This is a genomic window from Enterobacter sp. RHBSTW-00175 (assembly GCF_013927005.1).
Classification (GTDB): Bacteria; Pseudomonadota; Gammaproteobacteria; order Enterobacterales; family Enterobacteriaceae; genus Enterobacter.
In genome coordinates, this window is the sequence record NZ_CP055930.1 from 5,238,788 (window position 1) to 5,255,034 (window position 16,247).

At 53.9% G+C, this 16,247-nt stretch carries 15 protein-coding genes; 6 read left to right on the plus strand and 9 right to left on the minus strand.

Annotation, left to right across the window (positions count from 1 at the left end):
* Positions 1 to 37: 37 nt before the first annotated feature.
* From HV107_RS25320 to HV107_RS25330, 3 genes are all read right to left on the minus strand, one after another.
* Positions 38 to 325, minus strand: a complete 288-nt coding sequence (locus HV107_RS25320) for a hypothetical protein (RefSeq protein WP_182061441.1) — start codon at positions 323 to 325, stop codon at positions 38 to 40.
* 153 nt (positions 326 to 478) lie between these two features.
* A complete protein-coding gene (locus HV107_RS25325) occupies positions 479 to 2,581 on the minus strand; it encodes a TonB-dependent siderophore receptor (RefSeq protein WP_182061442.1) in 2,103 nt (700 codons plus the stop codon).
* Between the two features lie 113 nt (positions 2,582 to 2,694).
* The gene (locus HV107_RS25330; protein ID WP_182061443.1) at positions 2,695 to 2,949 is read right to left on the minus strand and encodes a GlsB/YeaQ/YmgE family stress response membrane protein; all 255 of its coding nucleotides are present in this window, start codon (positions 2,947 to 2,949) and stop codon (positions 2,695 to 2,697) included.
* A gap of 206 nt (positions 2,950 to 3,155) precedes the next feature.
* Between HV107_RS25330 and HV107_RS25335 the strand changes: the two genes are divergently transcribed.
* Entirely contained in the window at positions 3,156 to 3,887 is a 732-nt protein-coding gene (locus HV107_RS25335) for a flagellar brake protein (protein WP_182061444.1), read from the plus strand.
* A gap of 37 nt (positions 3,888 to 3,924) precedes the next feature.
* On the opposite strand, the gene emtA is transcribed toward HV107_RS25335, so the two are convergent.
* The gene (gene emtA / locus HV107_RS25340; RefSeq protein WP_166715770.1) at positions 3,925 to 4,536 is read right to left on the minus strand and encodes a membrane-bound lytic murein transglycosylase EmtA; all 612 of its coding nucleotides are present in this window, start codon (positions 4,534 to 4,536) and stop codon (positions 3,925 to 3,927) included.
* 108 nt (positions 4,537 to 4,644) lie between these two features.
* On the opposite strand from emtA, the gene ldcA reads away from it, so the two are divergent.
* Positions 4,645 to 5,559, plus strand: a complete 915-nt coding sequence (gene ldcA / locus HV107_RS25345) for a muramoyltetrapeptide carboxypeptidase (protein WP_182061445.1) — start codon at positions 4,645 to 4,647, stop codon at positions 5,557 to 5,559.
* Between the two features lie 97 nt (positions 5,560 to 5,656).
* Positions 5,657 to 7,390 carry a potassium/proton antiporter gene (locus HV107_RS25350; protein WP_182061446.1) on the plus strand — a complete coding sequence of 578 codons (1,734 nt, stop codon included), beginning with the start codon at positions 5,657 to 5,659 and terminating at the stop codon, positions 7,388 to 7,390.
* A 59-nt stretch (positions 7,391 to 7,449) separates the two neighbouring features.
* On the opposite strand, the gene dadX is transcribed toward HV107_RS25350, so the two are convergent.
* Both dadX and HV107_RS25360 read right to left on the minus strand, forming a co-directional pair.
* Positions 7,450 to 8,520 (minus strand): catabolic alanine racemase DadX, encoded by a 1,071-nt coding sequence (dadX, locus tag HV107_RS25355; RefSeq protein ID WP_182061447.1) that lies wholly within the window; start codon positions 8,518 to 8,520, stop codon positions 7,450 to 7,452.
* 12 nt (positions 8,521 to 8,532) lie between these two features.
* On the minus strand, positions 8,533 to 9,831 hold the full coding sequence (locus tag HV107_RS25360) for a D-amino acid dehydrogenase (protein ID WP_182061448.1): 1,299 nt from the start codon (positions 9,829 to 9,831) through the stop codon (positions 8,533 to 8,535).
* A 322-nt stretch (positions 9,832 to 10,153) separates the two neighbouring features.
* Here HV107_RS25360 and HV107_RS25365 point away from each other — a divergent pair, with 322 nt between their 5' ends.
* Positions 10,154 to 11,686 (plus strand): SpoVR family protein, encoded by a 1,533-nt coding sequence (locus HV107_RS25365; RefSeq protein ID WP_182061449.1) that lies wholly within the window; start codon positions 10,154 to 10,156, stop codon positions 11,684 to 11,686.
* Positions 11,687 to 11,795: 109 nt separating this feature from the next.
* Here HV107_RS25365 and fadR read toward each other — a convergent pair whose 3' ends face one another.
* Positions 11,796 to 12,515: a fatty acid metabolism transcriptional regulator FadR gene (gene fadR / locus HV107_RS25370; RefSeq protein WP_182061450.1), complete on the minus strand. Its 720-nt coding sequence runs from the start codon at positions 12,513 to 12,515 to the stop codon at positions 11,796 to 11,798.
* Between the two features lie 201 nt (positions 12,516 to 12,716).
* On the opposite strand from fadR, the gene nhaB reads away from it, so the two are divergent.
* On the plus strand, positions 12,717 to 14,255 hold the full coding sequence (gene nhaB, locus HV107_RS25375) for a Na(+)/H(+) antiporter NhaB (RefSeq protein ID WP_182061451.1): 1,539 nt from the start codon (positions 12,717 to 12,719) through the stop codon (positions 14,253 to 14,255).
* A gap of 143 nt (positions 14,256 to 14,398) precedes the next feature.
* The gene (gene dsbB, locus HV107_RS25380; protein WP_014070634.1) at positions 14,399 to 14,929 is read left to right on the plus strand and encodes a disulfide bond formation protein DsbB; all 531 of its coding nucleotides are present in this window, start codon (positions 14,399 to 14,401) and stop codon (positions 14,927 to 14,929) included.
* A 123-nt stretch (positions 14,930 to 15,052) separates the two neighbouring features.
* On the opposite strand, the gene HV107_RS25385 is transcribed toward dsbB, so the two are convergent.
* Both HV107_RS25385 and HV107_RS25390 read right to left on the minus strand, forming a co-directional pair.
* Entirely contained in the window at positions 15,053 to 15,493 is a 441-nt protein-coding gene (locus HV107_RS25385; RefSeq protein ID WP_182061452.1) for a YcgN family cysteine cluster protein, read from the minus strand.
* 93 nt (positions 15,494 to 15,586) lie between these two features.
* Positions 15,587 to 16,246 carry a fumarylacetoacetate hydrolase family protein gene (locus tag HV107_RS25390; protein ID WP_182061453.1) on the minus strand — a complete coding sequence of 220 codons (660 nt, stop codon included), beginning with the start codon at positions 16,244 to 16,246 and terminating at the stop codon, positions 15,587 to 15,589.
* Position 16,247: the final 1 nt, after the last annotated feature.

Here is a 16,247-nt window from a genome sequence, read left to right on the forward strand (position 1 = left end):
CCGTTCACTTTATGTTCCTTGCTACTCTGTTACTACATTACTCGTGAACGTGCCAGGGTGGCTCACCGCCACCACCCTGGCGACCCGGGCTCCCGGCAAGAAAATCGCCGCTTCGCGAATTGTTCGCCCCATCCCTGGGGCTCACCCCTTCGGGGTCAGCGCGAGCGCTGTCCAAAATTGCTCCCGGCAATTTTGTCCTCAGCGTTTGCTCCAGGCTAATCGGGGACGGGCGGATGAAACGTCCCTGTAAAGCCGCCCTCGCCGCGCATCCATGCGCGTCGCCCCGGCCTTCCGTAAACGCTTCGGCGATTTTCAGCCGGACCATGGAGCCGCTATAAGTCTTTCATTTCAAAGGTGTAATGTCATCGCTGAGTAAAGACAAAACTGACCGGAGGTCCCTCTTCCCGCAGGGCAAGGGAGAAAACCATTTCACCCGTAGGCCCGGTAAGCGAAGCGCCACCGGGCATCAGACCCAACATCAGAAGCTGTAACTTGCTCCCAGCTGCCAGGTGCGGTCGCGGCCTATCCAGCAGTTGCTGGCGTCGTAGCAGGTCAGCGTCTCTTTGTTGGTGATGTTCTGCGCGCTCATCTTCAGCGTTAGTCCCGCAAGCGACGGCAGGAGTTCACCCATACGATAAGACGCCGCCAGGTCATACTGCGTGGTGCCGCCCAGTTTGCCCTCGTCGTTGGCTGGCGCAATTTCCATTGGCCCGGTATAACGTGCCCCGGCACCGATATTCACCCCTTTCAGCAGCGTGCTGTCGAAGGTGTAATCGCCCCACAGGTTAAACGCATTCTCCGGCACCTGGGTCGGGCGTTTGCCTTTGTACTTATCATCCTCGGTGTTAATCGCGTGGGTATACGCATAGTTGGCCACCAGCGTCAGGTTGTCCGTCGGGCGACTGATAGCTGAAAGCTCCGCCCCCTCAGATTCCACCTCGCCGGTCTGGCGGTAGTTCAGGAAGCCGGGATCGGTTGTGACCACGTTCTTCTGGCGAATGTTAAATACCGAGGCAGTCAGCGTGGTCGCGAAGTCCTCCAGCAGATATTTTACCCCGCCTTCCACCTGTTTACTGGTCGTTGGCTTGACGTCCTGGGCCGTCAGCGTGCCTTGCGGCGATACCGGGGCAAATCCTTCGGAGTAACTGATAAACGGCGAAATGCCATTGTCGAAGGCATACAACGCGCCCAGACGTTTGGTAACACGATCCTGTGCAACCCACGCTTTATCCCCGTTTTGCAGGTAGTTGGTAGTCACAGAGCGGTAATCGTCATAGCGCAGGCTGCCCAGCAGGTTAAGCCCGCCAAATACCACTTGATCCTGCACGTAATAACCGTTCTGCTGATAGCTCAGGCGGTTTTTCTGCGCGGTATATAAACCCAGCTCGCTTTCATGAATTTGTGAATAGTCCGGGTGGCGCATATCGATGCCCGGTGTAGCGGAGGCGTAGCGATAGTGGAAGTGGGAGTTCAGCTTCTGGTAATCGAACCCCGCCAGCAGATGATGTTGCCACTCGCCCAGCGCCACCGTTTTGGTGACCTGGTTATCCATGTTGAAGCTCTGGAGGTCTTCATCCGTGGTATAGGCAAAACGGTTAAGCTCATACACTTCACTTCCCTGCCCGGTGGAATAGGCGCTGCGCTGATGCGTGTCCACATCGAAATAACGCACTTTCTGGCTGAAGCCCCAGCCACTGTCAAATGCATGTTCGAAGTGGTATCCGAGCATCCACTGCCGCTGTTTAAAACCGCTCCATTCATCCCCGGCATAATCACGACGCCCGGCATATTCAGAGCGCAAATACGCTAACGGCAGCGGGTTAGATGGCGACAAACTCGGGGTGTTTTGCGCCAGTGCATCAATCGTGAGCCGTGTGTTACTGTCGGGTTGCCAGGTCACTGACGGTGCCACCAGATAGTTTTCATAGCGCGTGGTGTGCGGCTGGTCGTCATTTTCGGTGGCTTTACCCAACAGACGGTAATTCCAGTCGCTGTCGGCAAGTTGCCCGGTCGAATCGAGATATCCCTCTTTCAGATTGCGGTTACCGGTGGTAAAGCCCAGCTCGGTTTTCGCCTCTTTTTGCGGCATCTTACCCTGAATATTCACCAGGCCACCCGGTGAGCCCCCGCCATACAACACCGACGATGGCCCTTTGAGAATATCGACGCTCTCGATCAGCAGAGGATCGATGCGCGCTTTGGTGTTACCGGTGACGTTGTAAGGCAGTTGTAGACCGTTGTAGAACTCCTGGTCGACGGTAAAGCCGCGAATTTTATACTCGCTCATGTACGACGTATTACCACGTACCTCGGTCGACACGCCCGGCGCATACCGCAGGATCTCGTTCACCGAGTTCGCATGGCGTTGTTCAATCTCTTGCGCAGACAGGGTATTAATGACCTGCGGGGTTTTACTTTCCGCCACCGCAGACTTGGTGGCACTGTTTGTCCAGGTTGGTAGCACATCGCTCTGCGCTGAACCCGTCACCACAAGTGTTGTTTCTTCGGCAAAAGCCGCTCCCTGCAATGCCAGCGTCACGGCTCCTGCCAACGCACATAACGCAAAACGCGAAATGATCATATTGTCGTCTTATTATCAAATGATATTGGGAACGACAATTATTATCATTTGCATAAACAAATCAATACCATCAAAGAAAACGGCCCTCCGAAGAGAGCCGTTTTTCACTGTTCTTATGCTCTTCTGAGTAACCTGAACACGCCCAGTACCACGATGGCGCCCACCACGGCAACCAGGAAACTGTGCATATTAAAACCACTCACGCTACCTCCGAGGCCAAACATTGTTGCCAGCCAGCCACCAACAACTGCACCAACGACCCCGAGGACACAGGTCAGAATAAAGCCGCCACCATCACGCCCCGGCATGATAAGTTTGGCGATAGCGCCGGCAATAAGACCAAAGATAATCCAGGCGATGATACCCATAGCAATGCCCTCTTGCAGGTTTAACGCATACGCAGAAAACCTTCTGCACATGTACTCTAATTATAGGCTAAAGCCATAAAACCGATTTCATCTCACCGACTTAAATTGCTGGCGCACTGAAAAAAACTCACCGGTTTGTATTAAGTTTCATTTCAGGCTGCCGATAACTCAAAGACAGTCTGTCACATATCGAGGAGCCATCTGGCGTGAGTAATTACAGTGAGCAGTTCCTGAAACAAAATCCGCTGGCTGTATTAGGGGTATTACGCGATCTGCAAAAAGGCGAGGTGCCGCTGCGCATCAGTTGGGCAACAAATCAGTTTATTAGCAAAATCCTCGAAGCCTCGTCGGAGCGCCTGGTCATCGATCTGGGTAGCCAGGAGTACGAAAACCGGGCGGCGCTTCGGGCAGAAAATATCTCGGTGATGGCTGAAACTCAGGGTGCAAAAGTAGAGTTTGTGCTGCCACGTCTGACACAGGGCGAATTCCAGGGTCTTCCTGCGTTTATCACGCCCTTGCCGACTAACCTGTGGTTTGTGCAACGCCGCGAATATTTTCGTATCAGCGCCCCGCTTCATCCTGCTTATTTTTGCAAGGCGCGAATGCCGGACAGGAAAGAGTTTCGCTTCCGCCTGTTTGATTTGTCGCTCGGCGGAATGGGTGCATTAATGGATACGCCAAAACCCGACGGACTGGTCGAAGGGATGCGTTTCTCGCAAATTGAGCTGGATATGGGCGGCTGGGGGCGGTTCTATTTTGATGCTCAGCTGATTGCCATCAGCGAGCGCAAAGTGGTTGATAGCAAAAACGAAACCATCACCACCCCGCGTCTGAGCTTCCGTTTTCTTAATGTCGGGCCAGGTGCGGAGCGGGAACTTCAGCGCATTATCTTCTCGCTGGAACGCGAAGCACGGGAAAGAGCAAACAAAGTCCTGTGACAGATGTCGGGCAGCAGAGCGCCGCCCGACGGCGGCATTACATGGCATCCATCGCTTTCTGTACTTTCCAGATATAACGTGGAGCCTGTGGTGCCGGATGATTCTTCACCACATGCTCAAAGAACTCATCTTTATCCATTCCATTAATCTCGTCGATCGCTTCTTTACGATCCGAGGAGAATGTCCTGAGCAACGCGCCCGCACCGTTAACGTAAGAGACCACCAGCGCATATTGCATCACTTCTGGATCTTCAATGCCTTTCAGCACCCCGTGTTCCAGAATGCTCAGATACGCGGTCCCCATTGAGATATTACGTTCCGGGTTTTTCAGCTCGCTGGTCGATGGCTGCCCGCTCCATCCCATATAGCGATAAACTTCTTTCCCGGCCGTAGAAGCCTTCAGCTGCATCAGCCCCACCGCGTTCGATTTACTGACCAGGGTCGGATTACCGCCCGACTCCACCGCAATGATCGCCGTCACCAGACGCGGGCTCACGCCCCAGGCCTTTCCGGCTTGCTCGCTGATTGGCATCCACTGCATTGCCCGTTTAACAGGCACTTCCGGGTTCCACGGCGGATTTTGGTAGTCATGTTTGGTACTACAGCCAGCAAGCAACACAATCAAAAAAGCAAACCATCTCAATTTCACGTCATCTATCCTTATAGCCGGTCATCGCAGTCACACTGCCTCTTGAAGCCGGCAGCGTGTAAGCGGCATGATATAGACAATTAGCTTCTCATTCAGCAAGGAATTGCCATGTCTCAGTTTCATCTCATTGCACCGTCGGGCTACTGCATTAACCAGGAGGCGGCACAACGGGGCGTTCAGCGCTTACTGGGATCCGGCCATCAGGTAGAAAATCAGACGATTATCCCCCGCCGCGAGCAACGTTTTGCCGGAACGCAGGCGCAGAGGCTGAATGATATCAACAGTCTGGTGAACCTGAAGGGTGAGAATAACATCGTGCTGGCGGTGCGAGGGGGATACGGTGCCAGCCGGTTGCTGGAAAGCATTGACTGGGCAGGGCTGGCAAAACGCCAGCAGCACGATCCCCTGCTGATTTGCGGCCACAGCGACTTCACGGTTATCCAGCTCGGGCTGCTGGCACTGCATAATGTGATTACCTTCAGCGGCCCGATGCTGGCCGGTAATTTTGGCGCACCAGAGCTTGATGCCTTTACCCAGGAGCATTTCTGGCGCGCCCTGCGTAACCCAACCTACAGCGTCGAGTGGCAAGGCGACGGGCCACACTGGGAATGTGAGGGGCTGCTGTGGGGCGGAAATCTGGCGATGCTGGTTTCGCTGATTGGCACGCCGTGGCTCCCTGATATTGATGACGGTATTCTGGTGCTTGAAGATATCAATGAACACCCGTTCCGGGTCGAGCGGATGTTACTTCAGCTTTATCATGCCGGTATTCTTGCGCGTCAGTCGGCTATCGTGCTGGGCAGTTTTAGCGGCTCCGCCCCGAATGAGTACGACGCGGGCTATTCTCTTGAAACGATGGTCGATTTTATCCGCTCCAGGCTGGATATTCCGGTGATAACCGGGCTGGCATTTGGTCATGAACAACAAACGGTGACCCTTCCTCTTGGCGCCCAGGCTTTCATGAAGCACGATAATTCAGGCAGTCGGTTAACAATAAGCGGCCATCCGGTCATAAAGGCATAAAAAAGCCGTTAAACCACCGCAATAAAACGCTGTATCTGTCGTTAATATGATAGGGTTTTAATAACAGATACAGTATTAAGGTGGGAGTACGACAACATTGGATGCCGCAGCGATAATCAACCTATTCATTCTGGGTTCTGTCCTTGTAACCTGTAGTATTTTATTAAGTTCATTTTCTTCGCGCCTTGGCATCCCTATTCTTGTAATTTTTCTCGCTATCGGGATGTTGGCCGGTATAGATGGTATCGGTGGAATTCCTTTCGATAACTATCCCTTCGCTTATATGATCAGTAACCTCGCTCTGGCGGTCATTTTGCTGGACGGCGGGATGCGTACTCAGGCCAGCTCATTCAGGGTAGCCTTAGGGCCCGCGCTTTCACTTGCAACTGTCGGGGTGCTTATCACCTCTGGCTTGACCGGCATGATGGCGGCGTGGCTGTTTCACCTTAACATCATGGAAGGCTTGCTGATTGGCGCGATTGTCGGCTCCACCGATGCGGCTGCGGTCTTTTCCCTGCTGGGCGGTAAAGGGCTGAATGAGCGCGTTGGCTCAACGCTTGAAATTGAATCCGGCAGTAACGATCCGATGGCGGTGTTCCTCACTATCACCCTGATTGAGATGATCCAGCAGCACGAAAACGGGTTAAGCTGGATGTTTGCCTGGCATATTTTGCAGCAGTTTGGGCTGGGGATTATCATCGGCCTTTCCGGCGGTTATCTGCTACAGCAAATGATCAACCGTATTTCGCTGCCTGCGGGGCTCTATCCGTTGCTGGCCCTGAGCGGCGGGATCCTTATTTTCGGCCTGACTACGGCGATGGACGGCAGCGGGATTCTGGCGGTCTATCTGTGCGGATTCCTGTTGGGCAACCGCCCTATTCGTAACCGCCACGCCATTTTGCAGAACTTTGACGGTCTGGCCTGGCTTGCACAAATCGGCATGTTCCTGGTGCTGGGGTTGCTGGTTACGCCATCCGACCTGCTGCCGATTGCTGTTCCTGCGTTAATCCTGTCTGCCTGGATGATTTTCTTTGCCCGTCCGCTGTCGGTCTTTGCCGGGCTGCTGCCATTTCGCGGGTTCAACCTGCGCGAGCGTATTTTTATCAGTTGGGTGGGGCTGCGAGGCGCAGTGCCGATTATCCTTGCCGTTTTCCCGATGATGGCGGGGCTTGATAACTCGCGGTTGTTCTTTAACGTGGCCTTCTTCGTGGTGCTGGTATCGCTCTTATTCCAGGGGACATCTCTGGGATGGGCCGCCAAAAAAGCCAAAGTGGTGGTTCCGCCTGTCGGCTGGCCTGTCTCCCGCGTGGGGCTGGATATTCACCCGGAAAACCCGTGGGAACAGTTTGTCTATCAACTGAGTGCTGACAAGTGGTGCGTGGGTGCTTCGCTGCGCGATTTGCACATGCCTGCCGAAACGCGAATTGCCGCCCTGTTCCGCGATAATATCCTGCTGCACCCGACGGGCAGTACCCGCCTGCGGGAAGGCGATATTCTCTGCGTCATTGGCCGTGAGCGCGACCTTCCGGCACTCGGGAAGCTGTTCAGCCAGTCTCCGCCGGTAGCGCTGGATCAGCGATTCTTCGGTGATTTTATTCTGGAAGCGAATGCCAAATTTGCCGATGTCGCGCTGATTTACGGCCTGGATGAAGGTCTGGAGTATCGCGACAAGCAACAGACCCTGGGGGAGATTATCCAGCAGTTGCTGGGTGCGGCACCGGTTGTCGGTGACCAGGTGGAGTTTGCCGGGATGATCTGGACGGTGGCCGAGAAAGAAGATAACGCGGTGCGTAAGGTCGGCGTAAGGCCGATGGAAGAGGACGAGGAGTAGTGGGTTTGTGCCGGGTGGCGGCTTCGCCTTACCCGGCCTACAACTTAACAAAAAAAATGTTACACCGTCACAACAGGCACTCTCGGTGCCAGCGCGCACATCAGTTCATACCCGATAGTCCCCGCCGCAGCGGCCACATCATCGATTTTAATCTCATTCCCCCACAACTCGACGGGCGACCCAATGCCCGCCTGCGGACACGGTGTTAAATCAACCGCCAGCATGTCCATCGAAACGGTTCCCACCGTACCGGTACGAACGCCATCAACCCATACCGGCGTGCCCGTTGGCGCGACGCGTGGATAGCCGTCAGCATAACCGCCTGCCACAATCCCGATACGTTGCTCACCTGTTGCGCGGTAGCGGCTGCCGTAACCGACGGTATCCCCTGCTTTCAGGGTCTGGACGCCAATGATTTCACTGCGCAGGGTCATCACCGGTTTCAGGCCACTGTTGGCAATATCCTGCCACTGGCCCGACGGAGAAGCGCCGTACAGAATAATTCCCGGACGCACCCAGTTATAGTGGGCTTCAGGGTGCCAGAGCGTGGCCGCTGAATTGGAAAGCGAACGGGGGCAATCCAGACCTTCGGCAGCTTGCCCGATACGCGTCATGGCATCGGCAATACCATCAGGTTTTTCTGCATCAGCGAAATGTGCCATTAACGTCATTTCACCCACATTTTGCAGGGCGCGGAGCTGCTGCCAGACCGTATGCACGCGCTCAGGCTGGAAGCCCAGGCGGTTCATGCCGCTGTTCATTTTGACGTAGATATCCAGCGGAGCATGTAATTTCGCATTTTGCAGTGCTTTGATTTGCCAGTTACTGTGCACGCTGGTTGTCAGACGATACTTATCCAGCAGCGGCAGATCGTCGGCGTGGAAGAACCCTTCCAGCAGCAGTATCGGCCCTTTCCAGCCGCGCTCACGCAGTAAAATGGCTTCTTCCAGATTCAGTAAGGCAAAACCATCCGTGCTGCTGAGCGCGCTCCAGATGCGATCAATACCGTGGCCGTAGGCGTTAGCTTTGACGACCGACCATACACGCGAGCCTGGCGCTGCACGACGAACAATCTGGAGGTTATCCTTCAGCGCCTTCAGATCCAGCTGAGCCAGAATAGGACGGGACATGACAACTCCTTGTTAATTATGCGCGCCGTGCAGGTGCTGTGGGCGCGATGGGGTAAATCCCGATTGATAACGCGCGGCACTTAAATCGTCAAACGGAATCGCCGGTGTACGCCCGGAAATCAGGTCGCTCAACAGCTGGCCTGAGCCGCAGGCCATCGTCCAGCCCAGCGTACCGTGGCCCGTGTTGGTCCACAGATTTTTAAACGGTGTACGCCCAACAATAGGCGTGCCATCTGGCGTCATAGGGCGCAGCCCGGTCCAGAATGTCGCCTGCTCAACAAAGCCGCCGCGCGGGAACAGATCGCCCACCACCATCTCCAGCGTTTCACGACGCGGCTGTAACAGCTCGGTGTTAAAGCCCACGATTTCGGCCATACCGCCCACGCGAATACGGTTGTCAAAACGGGTGATCGCAATCTTGTAGGTTTCATCAAGAATAGTGGAGACCGGCGCGCCGCTTTCCTCTTTTACCGGAATGGTCAGTGAGTAGCCTTTCAGCGGATAAACCGGAATATCAAGAATGCCTTTCAGCATCGCCGTGGAGTACGAGCCAAACGCCATGACGTAAGCATCGGCTTTAATCACTTCGTCACCACACTTCACGCCGTAGATGTTTTCACCTTCCGACAGCAACTTATCGACGGAGGTGTTAAAGCGGAATTTCACCCCTGCCTGTTCGCACATCGCTGCCAGACGCTGAGTAAACAGCTGGCAGTCGCCGGTTTCATCATTTGGTAAACGCAGCCCGCCGGTCAGCTTGTGTGCTACTTCCGCCAGCGCCGGTTCAACCTGCGCCAGCTGGCTGGCTTCCAGCAGCTGATACGGCACACCGGCGTCTTCAAGCACGGCGATATCCCGCGTGGCGTTTTCGTATTGCTGCGCGGTACGGAACAGCTGCAAGGTGCCGCCCTGACGCCCTTCGTACTCAATGCCGGTAGAGGCACGCAGCGTTTTCAGACAGTCACGGCTGTATTCCGCGAGGCGAACCATGCGGCCTTTGTTTTCCATGTAATGGCGGGTGTCGCAGTTGCGCAGCATTTGCCACATCCACTTGAGCTGGAATTGCGAGCCATCAAGGCTGATAGCCAGCGGCGCATGGCGCTGGAACATCCATTTAATCGCCTTCAGCGGCACGCCCGGAGCGGCCCACGGTGCTGCATAGCCCGGAGATATCTGTCCGGCGTTTGCTGCACTGGTTTCCAGTGCCGGGCCGGGTTCCCTGTCGATAACAGTAACGTCATGTCCCGCCTGACTTAAATACCAGGCGCTGGTTACACCAACGACACCACTTCCCAGTATGACAACACGCATAGCCAACTCCATTATGTGCAAAAGAACAATCTTCTAATTACAGATTGATAACCTAGTTGAAAATATTATTCAACATACGACTTTTTTATGGTGACTTATCTCACACCTTCCCCTGTATACGGGGACAGGGCTTATTTGGGATCTCCTGCTGCGCGTTATTTTTAACCAGCATAAAATATTGCAGCCATCGCTTTTTTACCCGTTTCAAAAACGGGAAATCGCAAAGAAAAAATTTCTGCGCCAGCACGCTTTTGAATGCGTTGTTCTATGCTTGAAAAGAGGCTCTCCAGACAGAGAGAGCACCAACAACGAGGGCGCGCTAATGGCTACTATTGATTCCATATCCAAGGACAGCACACGTCTGAGTGATGGGCCCGACTGGACCTTTGAGTTGCTGGATGTCTACCTGGCCGAGATCGACCGGGTGGCAAAACTGTATCGCCTGGATACCTATCCCCATCAGATTGAGGTGATTACGTCCGAACAAATGATGGATGCCTACTCAAGCGTTGGGATGCCTATCAACTATCCGCACTGGTCGTTTGGTAAAAAATTCATCGAAACCGAGCGGTTGTACAAACACGGCCAGCAAGGGCTGGCGTATGAAATCGTCATTAACTCCAACCCGTGTATTGCTTATCTGATGGAAGAGAACACCATTACCATGCAGGCGCTGGTCATGGCTCATGCCTGCTACGGGCATAACTCATTTTTCAAGAATAACTATCTTTTCCGCAGCTGGACGGATGCCAGCTCGATTGTCGATTATTTGATTTTCGCCCGTAAATACATCACCGAATGCGAAGAACGCTATGGGGTAGATGAAGTTGAGAAATTGCTCGACTCCTGCCACGCGCTGATGAACTACGGGGTAGATCGTTATAAACGTCCGCAGAAGATCTCCTTACAGGAGGAGAAAGCCCGGCAGAAAAGCCGTGAAGAGTATCTGCAAAGCCAGGTGAATATGCTGTGGCGCACCCTGCCGAAACGTGAAGAAGAGAAAACGGTGACTGAGGCACGCCGTTATCCGTCTGAGCCGCAGGAGAACCTGCTCTACTTTATGGAGAAAAACGCCCCGCTGCTGGAGCCGTGGCAGCGTGAGATCCTGCGTATCGTGCGCAAGGTGAGCCAGTATTTCTATCCGCAAAAACAGACCCAGGTAATGAACGAAGGCTGGGCCACTTTCTGGCACTACACCATCCTTAACCATCTGTACGATGAAGGGAAAGTCACCGAGCGGTTTATGATGGAATTCCTGCACAGCCACACTAACGTGGTGTTCCAGCCGCCGTACAACAGCCCGTGGTACAGCGGTATTAACCCGTATGCGCTCGGCTTCGCGATGTTCCAGGACATTAAACGTATTTGCCAGTCGCCAACGGAAGAAGACAAATACTGGTTCCCGGATATTGCCGGCTCTGACTGGCTGCAAACGCTGCATTTTGCGATGCGTGACTTTAAGGACGAAAGTTTTATCAGCCAGTTTATGTCGCCGAAGATCATGCGTGACTTCCGCTTCTTTACCGTGCTGGATGATGACCGGAATAATTATCTGGAAATTTCCGCTATCCATAACGAAGAGGGATACCGCGAGATCCGCTCGCGCCTCTCTTCCCAGTACAATCTGAGCAACCTCGAGCCAAACATCCAGGTGTGGAATGTGGATTTACGCGGAGACCGCTCGCTGACGCTGCGCTACATTCCGCATAACCGCGCGCCGCTGGATAAAGGCCGCAAAGAGGTGCTGAAACATGTGCATCGCCTGTGGGGCTTTGACGTGTTGCTGGAGCAGCAGAACGAAGACGGTAGCGTGGAGCTGCTGGAACGCTGCCCGACGCGGTTAAATACGTTGTAGTTTTTTTGCCGGGTGGCGGCTACGCCTTACCCGGCCTACGGGTTTTGTAGGCACGGTATGCGAAGCGCCACCGGGCGAAAAAAACCTCTCAAGCGAGAGGTTTTTTATTTTAGCGGCCCTGGATAACCAGGTCGCCTGGCAGCGTTTTCTGCATCCGGTGCCAGATCTCGCCGGAGTCGTGACCATAGCGACGCACGGTTTCATAAACCTGATCGTGCTGACCCGATGTGCACAGCTCGCTCAGCTTGTGATAGAACCCCAGTGCCAGGCTACGGGCTTCCGGGTTCGCAAAATAGTGACGACCAATGCGGGTGTACAGCCCTTTCATGCCATTGAGGATCAGGCCATAAATCGGGTTACCAGATGCAAACGCCAGCCCACGGAATACGTTGTAATCGAGGGTGGCAAAGGCATCGGCATGATCTTCAACTGCTTTTGCGCTTTCCAGCACTTCCAGCGCGTTGTCCGGGTGCTGGCGGAACGCTGTACGGATAAAGATGGTGGCAATGTTGGTACGAACAGACAGCAGGTTATCAATCAGCTGTGGCACGCTTTCGTGATCAAGACGCGCGAGCGTTTCGAGAATATTCAGCCCGGACGTTTCCCAGAAGTTGTTTACTTTTGTTGGCTTGCCGTGCTGAATCGTCAACCAGCCATCACGCGCCAGTCGCTGAAGAACTTCTCGCAACGTGGTACGGGTGACACCAATCAGTTCAGAGAGTTCGCGTTCAGCAGGAAGAATTGATCCCGCAGGGAAACGATTATTCCAGATGCTTTCAATGATGTACTCTTCCGCGAAACCCGCCGGGCTCTGCGCCTTAATGACCATAGTGAGATTTCCATTACACAGCTTTAGCAAATTGGACTCATCATACCAGAGGCCAGAAGCGGCAGGTAGCGCAGCAGCAAGAGAAAAGAGGGATCACCGTTTCATTTTTGTGAAATTTACAATACTGCCTTGTTGTCCTCCCGGGCGCTAATTTTGCGTATACTGATGTTTTAGCTGTCTTGACGGGGAAGGACGTCTGTCGTGGAAATTTCATTTGGTCGCGCACTGTGGCGCAATTTTTTAGGCCAGTCACCTGACTGGTACAAACTCACTCTGTTGGTATTTCTGGTTGTTAATCCGATCATTTTTATCGTCAGTCCCTTTTATGCCGGGTGGCTGCTGGTTGCAGAGTTCATCTTTACCCTGGCAATGGCGCTGAAATGCTATCCATTATTGCCTGGCGGCTTGCTGGCATTTGAAGCTGTTGTCATCGGTATGACCAGTGCCGAACATGTGAAAGAAGAGCTGGCATCGAATCTTGAAGTGCTTCTGCTGCTGATGTTTATGGTGGCTGGCATCTATTTTATGAAGCAGCTTCTGCTATTTATTTTCACGCGCCTGCTGTTAAGCATTCCTTCGAAAACGCTGCTGTCGCTCTCCTTCTGCCTTGCCGCAGCCTTCTTGTCTGCGTTTCTCGATGCCCTAACCGTGGTCGCGGTGGTGATAAGCGTGGCGGTCGGGTTTTACGGCATTTATCACCGTGTTGCTTCATCACGCCAGGGCGATGACCTGCAGGACGACAGCCACATCGACGCGCATAATCGTGTTGTGCTGGAGCAGTTCCGCGCATTCCTGCGCAGCCTGATGATGCACGCGGGTGTCGGTACCGCGTTGGGCGGGGTGATGACCATGGTCGGCGAACCGCAAAACCTGATTATCGCTAAAGCCGCAGGCTGGCATTTCGGCGAGTTCTTTCTGCGCATGGCGTCTGTCAGCGTACCGGTGCTTATCTGCGGTTTGGTCACCTGCATTCTGGTCGAGAAATTCAGCGTCTTTGGTTACGGCGCAAAACTCCCGGAGCCGGTACTCCTGGAGTTACGAAAATTTGACCAACAGAGTCGCAGCCAGCGCACCCGACAGGAAACATTGCGCCTGATAGCCCAGGGAATTATCGGCCTCTGGCTTATCGCCGCGCTGGCGTTCCATCTCGCGGAAGTAGGCTTAATCGGCCTGTCGGTGATTATTCTGGCCACGTCATTTACCGGCGTTACAGACGAACATGCTATAGGCAAAGCCTTTACCGAAGCTCTTCCGTTTACCGCATTGCTGGCGGTATTTTTCGCGGTTGTGGCGGTCATTATTGACCAGCAGCTGTTCACGCCGATCATCGCTTTCGTACTCCAGGCCGCCCCTGATTCACAGCTGACGCTCTTCTACCTGTTTAATGGCCTGTTATCGTCTATTTCGGATAACGTCTTTGTCGGTACCGTCTATATCAATGAGGCAAAAGCCGCGATGGAGCATGGGGCTATCAGCGCCGGGCAGTTTGAACTGCTTGCGGTCGCCATTAATACCGGGACGAACCTACCTTCCGTTGCTACACCAAACGGACAGGCGGCCTTTTTATTCCTGCTGACGTCTGCCCTCGCCCCACTCATACGACTTTCTTATGGAAGAATGGTATGGATGGCGCTGCCGTACACGATGGTGCTGACGCTCGTGGGATTGCTTTGCGTCAAAATTACCCTCATTCCCTATACGCACTGGTTGCTACAAGCAGGTATACTTGCGGCGCAGTAAGTCAGGCATATCGGGCAGTTCGCTGCCCGTTTGCGTTTTCGCATGATAAACATCCGATTACGCTTTAATTCGCAAGGCACAGGTGGCGCAGGAAATGAATTCGTTTACACTGCGCTTTCTAAGCATGTTCCAGGGAAATGATTATGTTGAGATTTTTAAACCAGTGCTCTCGCGGTCGCGGAGCGTGGTTGTTAATGGCCCTGACCGCCTTTGCGCTGGAAATGGTCGCTCTGTGGTTCCAGCACGTTATGGGGCTTAAGCCTTGTGTGCTGTGTATCTACGAACGTTGCGCACTGTTCGGCATTATGGGGGCGGGTCTGGTTGGAGCTATTGCGCCAAAATCCCCGCTTCGCTATGCCGGCCTCGCCATCTGGATTTACAGCGCCTGGAAAGGTATTGAGCTGTCCTGGCAGCACACTATGATGCAACTGCATCCGTCACCGTTTATGACCTGTGATTTTGCCGCCCGCTTCCCGAGCTGGCTGCCGCTGGATAAATGGCTGCCGCAGGTGTTCGTAGCATCCGGTGACTGCTCTGTGCGTCAGTGGGAGTTCCTGACGCTGGAGATGCCTCAGTGGCTGGTAGGGATTTTTGTTGCTTACTTCGTGGTGGCGCTACTGGTGCTGATTGCTCAGCCGTTCAAACCGAAGAAACGCGATTTGTTCGGAAGATAAAAGCAAAACGGCAACTTCGGTTGCCGTTTTTAGTGTTTGCGCCCTCTCCCGTGGGAGAGGGTTGGGGTGAGGGCATCAGGCAGCACACCACATTAAAAAACCGCCCAGGCGGTTTTTTTCGTATCAACGGTTGGGATGATTCATGATGTGGTCTTCCCAGTCCCGCACCTCTGACTCTTTCACCGCAATATGGCGCACGGAAATACGCTCACCGTGCATCGCCGCTTTTGACCCCGTCAGCAACGGATACCACTTCGGCAGGTCCTGACCTTCCGCCAGCAAACGATAGGCGCAGGTATGCGGCAGCCATTCGAAGGTTGGCAGGTTATCACGGGTTAACTTGATGCAGTCCGGCTCAAACTCGAAGCGACGCTCATAGTTGCGGCACTGGCAGGTTTTGATGTTCAGCTGTTTGCAGGCAACGTTGGTGAAATAGATCTCGTCCGAGTCTTCATCCATCAGCTTATGCAGGCAGCACTGCCCGCAGCCATCGCACAACGATTCCCACTCCTCGTCGGTCATTTCGTCGAGAGTTTTGCTTTGCCAGAAAGGGATGTTGTTCATCGGGATGTCCACACGTCAAAAGAAAGCGCACCTTATAACGAGTCTGGCACGTTGATGCAAGTTTTGCCGCCCGAAGAAGGCGGCAAGTTGCTTTTACAGCACGCGAGTTTTCAAGGACTGGCCGTTAAAACTGACTTCCAGTTCGTCGCCGCTGTTTAGCGGGCCAACACCTTCTGGCGTACCGGTCAGGATCACATCACCCGGTTTCAGGGTAAAGAAACGGCTCATATAGGCAATCAGCGGCAGGATCTTGTGGATCATATCGGCGGTGGTGCCCTGCTGGCGGAATTCACCGTTAACCTTCAGAGAAAGCGGGGTATCCTGCGGGTCAGCACTGAACTCACCCACTGGCACAAAACCGGAGATCGGGCAGGAATTATCAAACCCTTTAGCTTTTTCCCACGGCTGCCCGGCTTTTTTCATTTTGCCCTGCACATCACGCAGCGTGAGATCCAGCGCGACACCGTAGCCAGCAATCGCTTTTTGCACATGCTCTTCAGAGGCCTGACGCAGGGTTGCGCCAATCAGTACGGCCAGCTCCACTTCGTGATGAACCGAACCTAACCCCTGTGGTAGCGCCAGCGGCTGGCGAATGTCGCAAAGCGCAGTTTCCGGTTTAATGAACAGCACCGGCTCTTCTGGCGTGGCACTGCCCATTTCCTGAATGTGTTTTGCATAATTGCTGCCAACGCAGACAACTTTGCTGACGGGATAATCCAGTAATGCACCTTGCCAGTTATGATGTTGATACATT

What these genes read in the sequence shown, in the direction of transcription:
- HV107_RS25320 (WP_182061441.1), bottom strand. Translation starts at nt 325, where the DNA reads ATGGTCCGGCTGAAAATCGCCGAAGCGTTTACGGAAGGCCGGGGCGAC.
- HV107_RS25325 (WP_182061442.1), bottom strand. Translation starts at nt 2,581, where the DNA reads ATGATCATTTCGCGTTTTGCGTTATGTGCGTTGGCAGGAGCCGTGACG.
- HV107_RS25330 (WP_182061443.1), bottom strand. Translation starts at nt 2,949, where the DNA reads ATGGGTATCATCGCCTGGATTATCTTTGGTCTTATTGCCGGCGCTATC.
- ldcA (WP_182061445.1), top strand. Translation starts at nt 4,645, where the DNA reads ATGTCTCAGTTTCATCTCATTGCACCGTCGGGCTACTGCATTAACCAG.
- dadX (WP_182061447.1), bottom strand. Translation starts at nt 8,520, where the DNA reads ATGTCCCGTCCTATTCTGGCTCAGCTGGATCTGAAGGCGCTGAAGGAT.
- HV107_RS25360 (WP_182061448.1), bottom strand. Translation starts at nt 9,831, where the DNA reads ATGCGTGTTGTCATACTGGGAAGTGGTGTCGTTGGTGTAACCAGCGCC.
- HV107_RS25365 (WP_182061449.1), top strand. Translation starts at nt 10,154, where the DNA reads ATGGCTACTATTGATTCCATATCCAAGGACAGCACACGTCTGAGTGAT.
- fadR (WP_182061450.1), bottom strand. Translation starts at nt 12,515, where the DNA reads ATGGTCATTAAGGCGCAGAGCCCGGCGGGTTTCGCGGAAGAGTACATC.
- dsbB (WP_014070634.1), top strand. Translation starts at nt 14,399, where the DNA reads ATGTTGAGATTTTTAAACCAGTGCTCTCGCGGTCGCGGAGCGTGGTTG.
- HV107_RS25385 (WP_182061452.1), bottom strand. Translation starts at nt 15,493, where the DNA reads ATGAACAACATCCCTTTCTGGCAAAGCAAAACTCTCGACGAAATGACC.
- HV107_RS25390 (WP_182061453.1), bottom strand. Translation starts at nt 16,246, where the DNA reads ATGTATCAACATCATAACTGGCAAGGTGCATTACTGGATTATCCCGTC.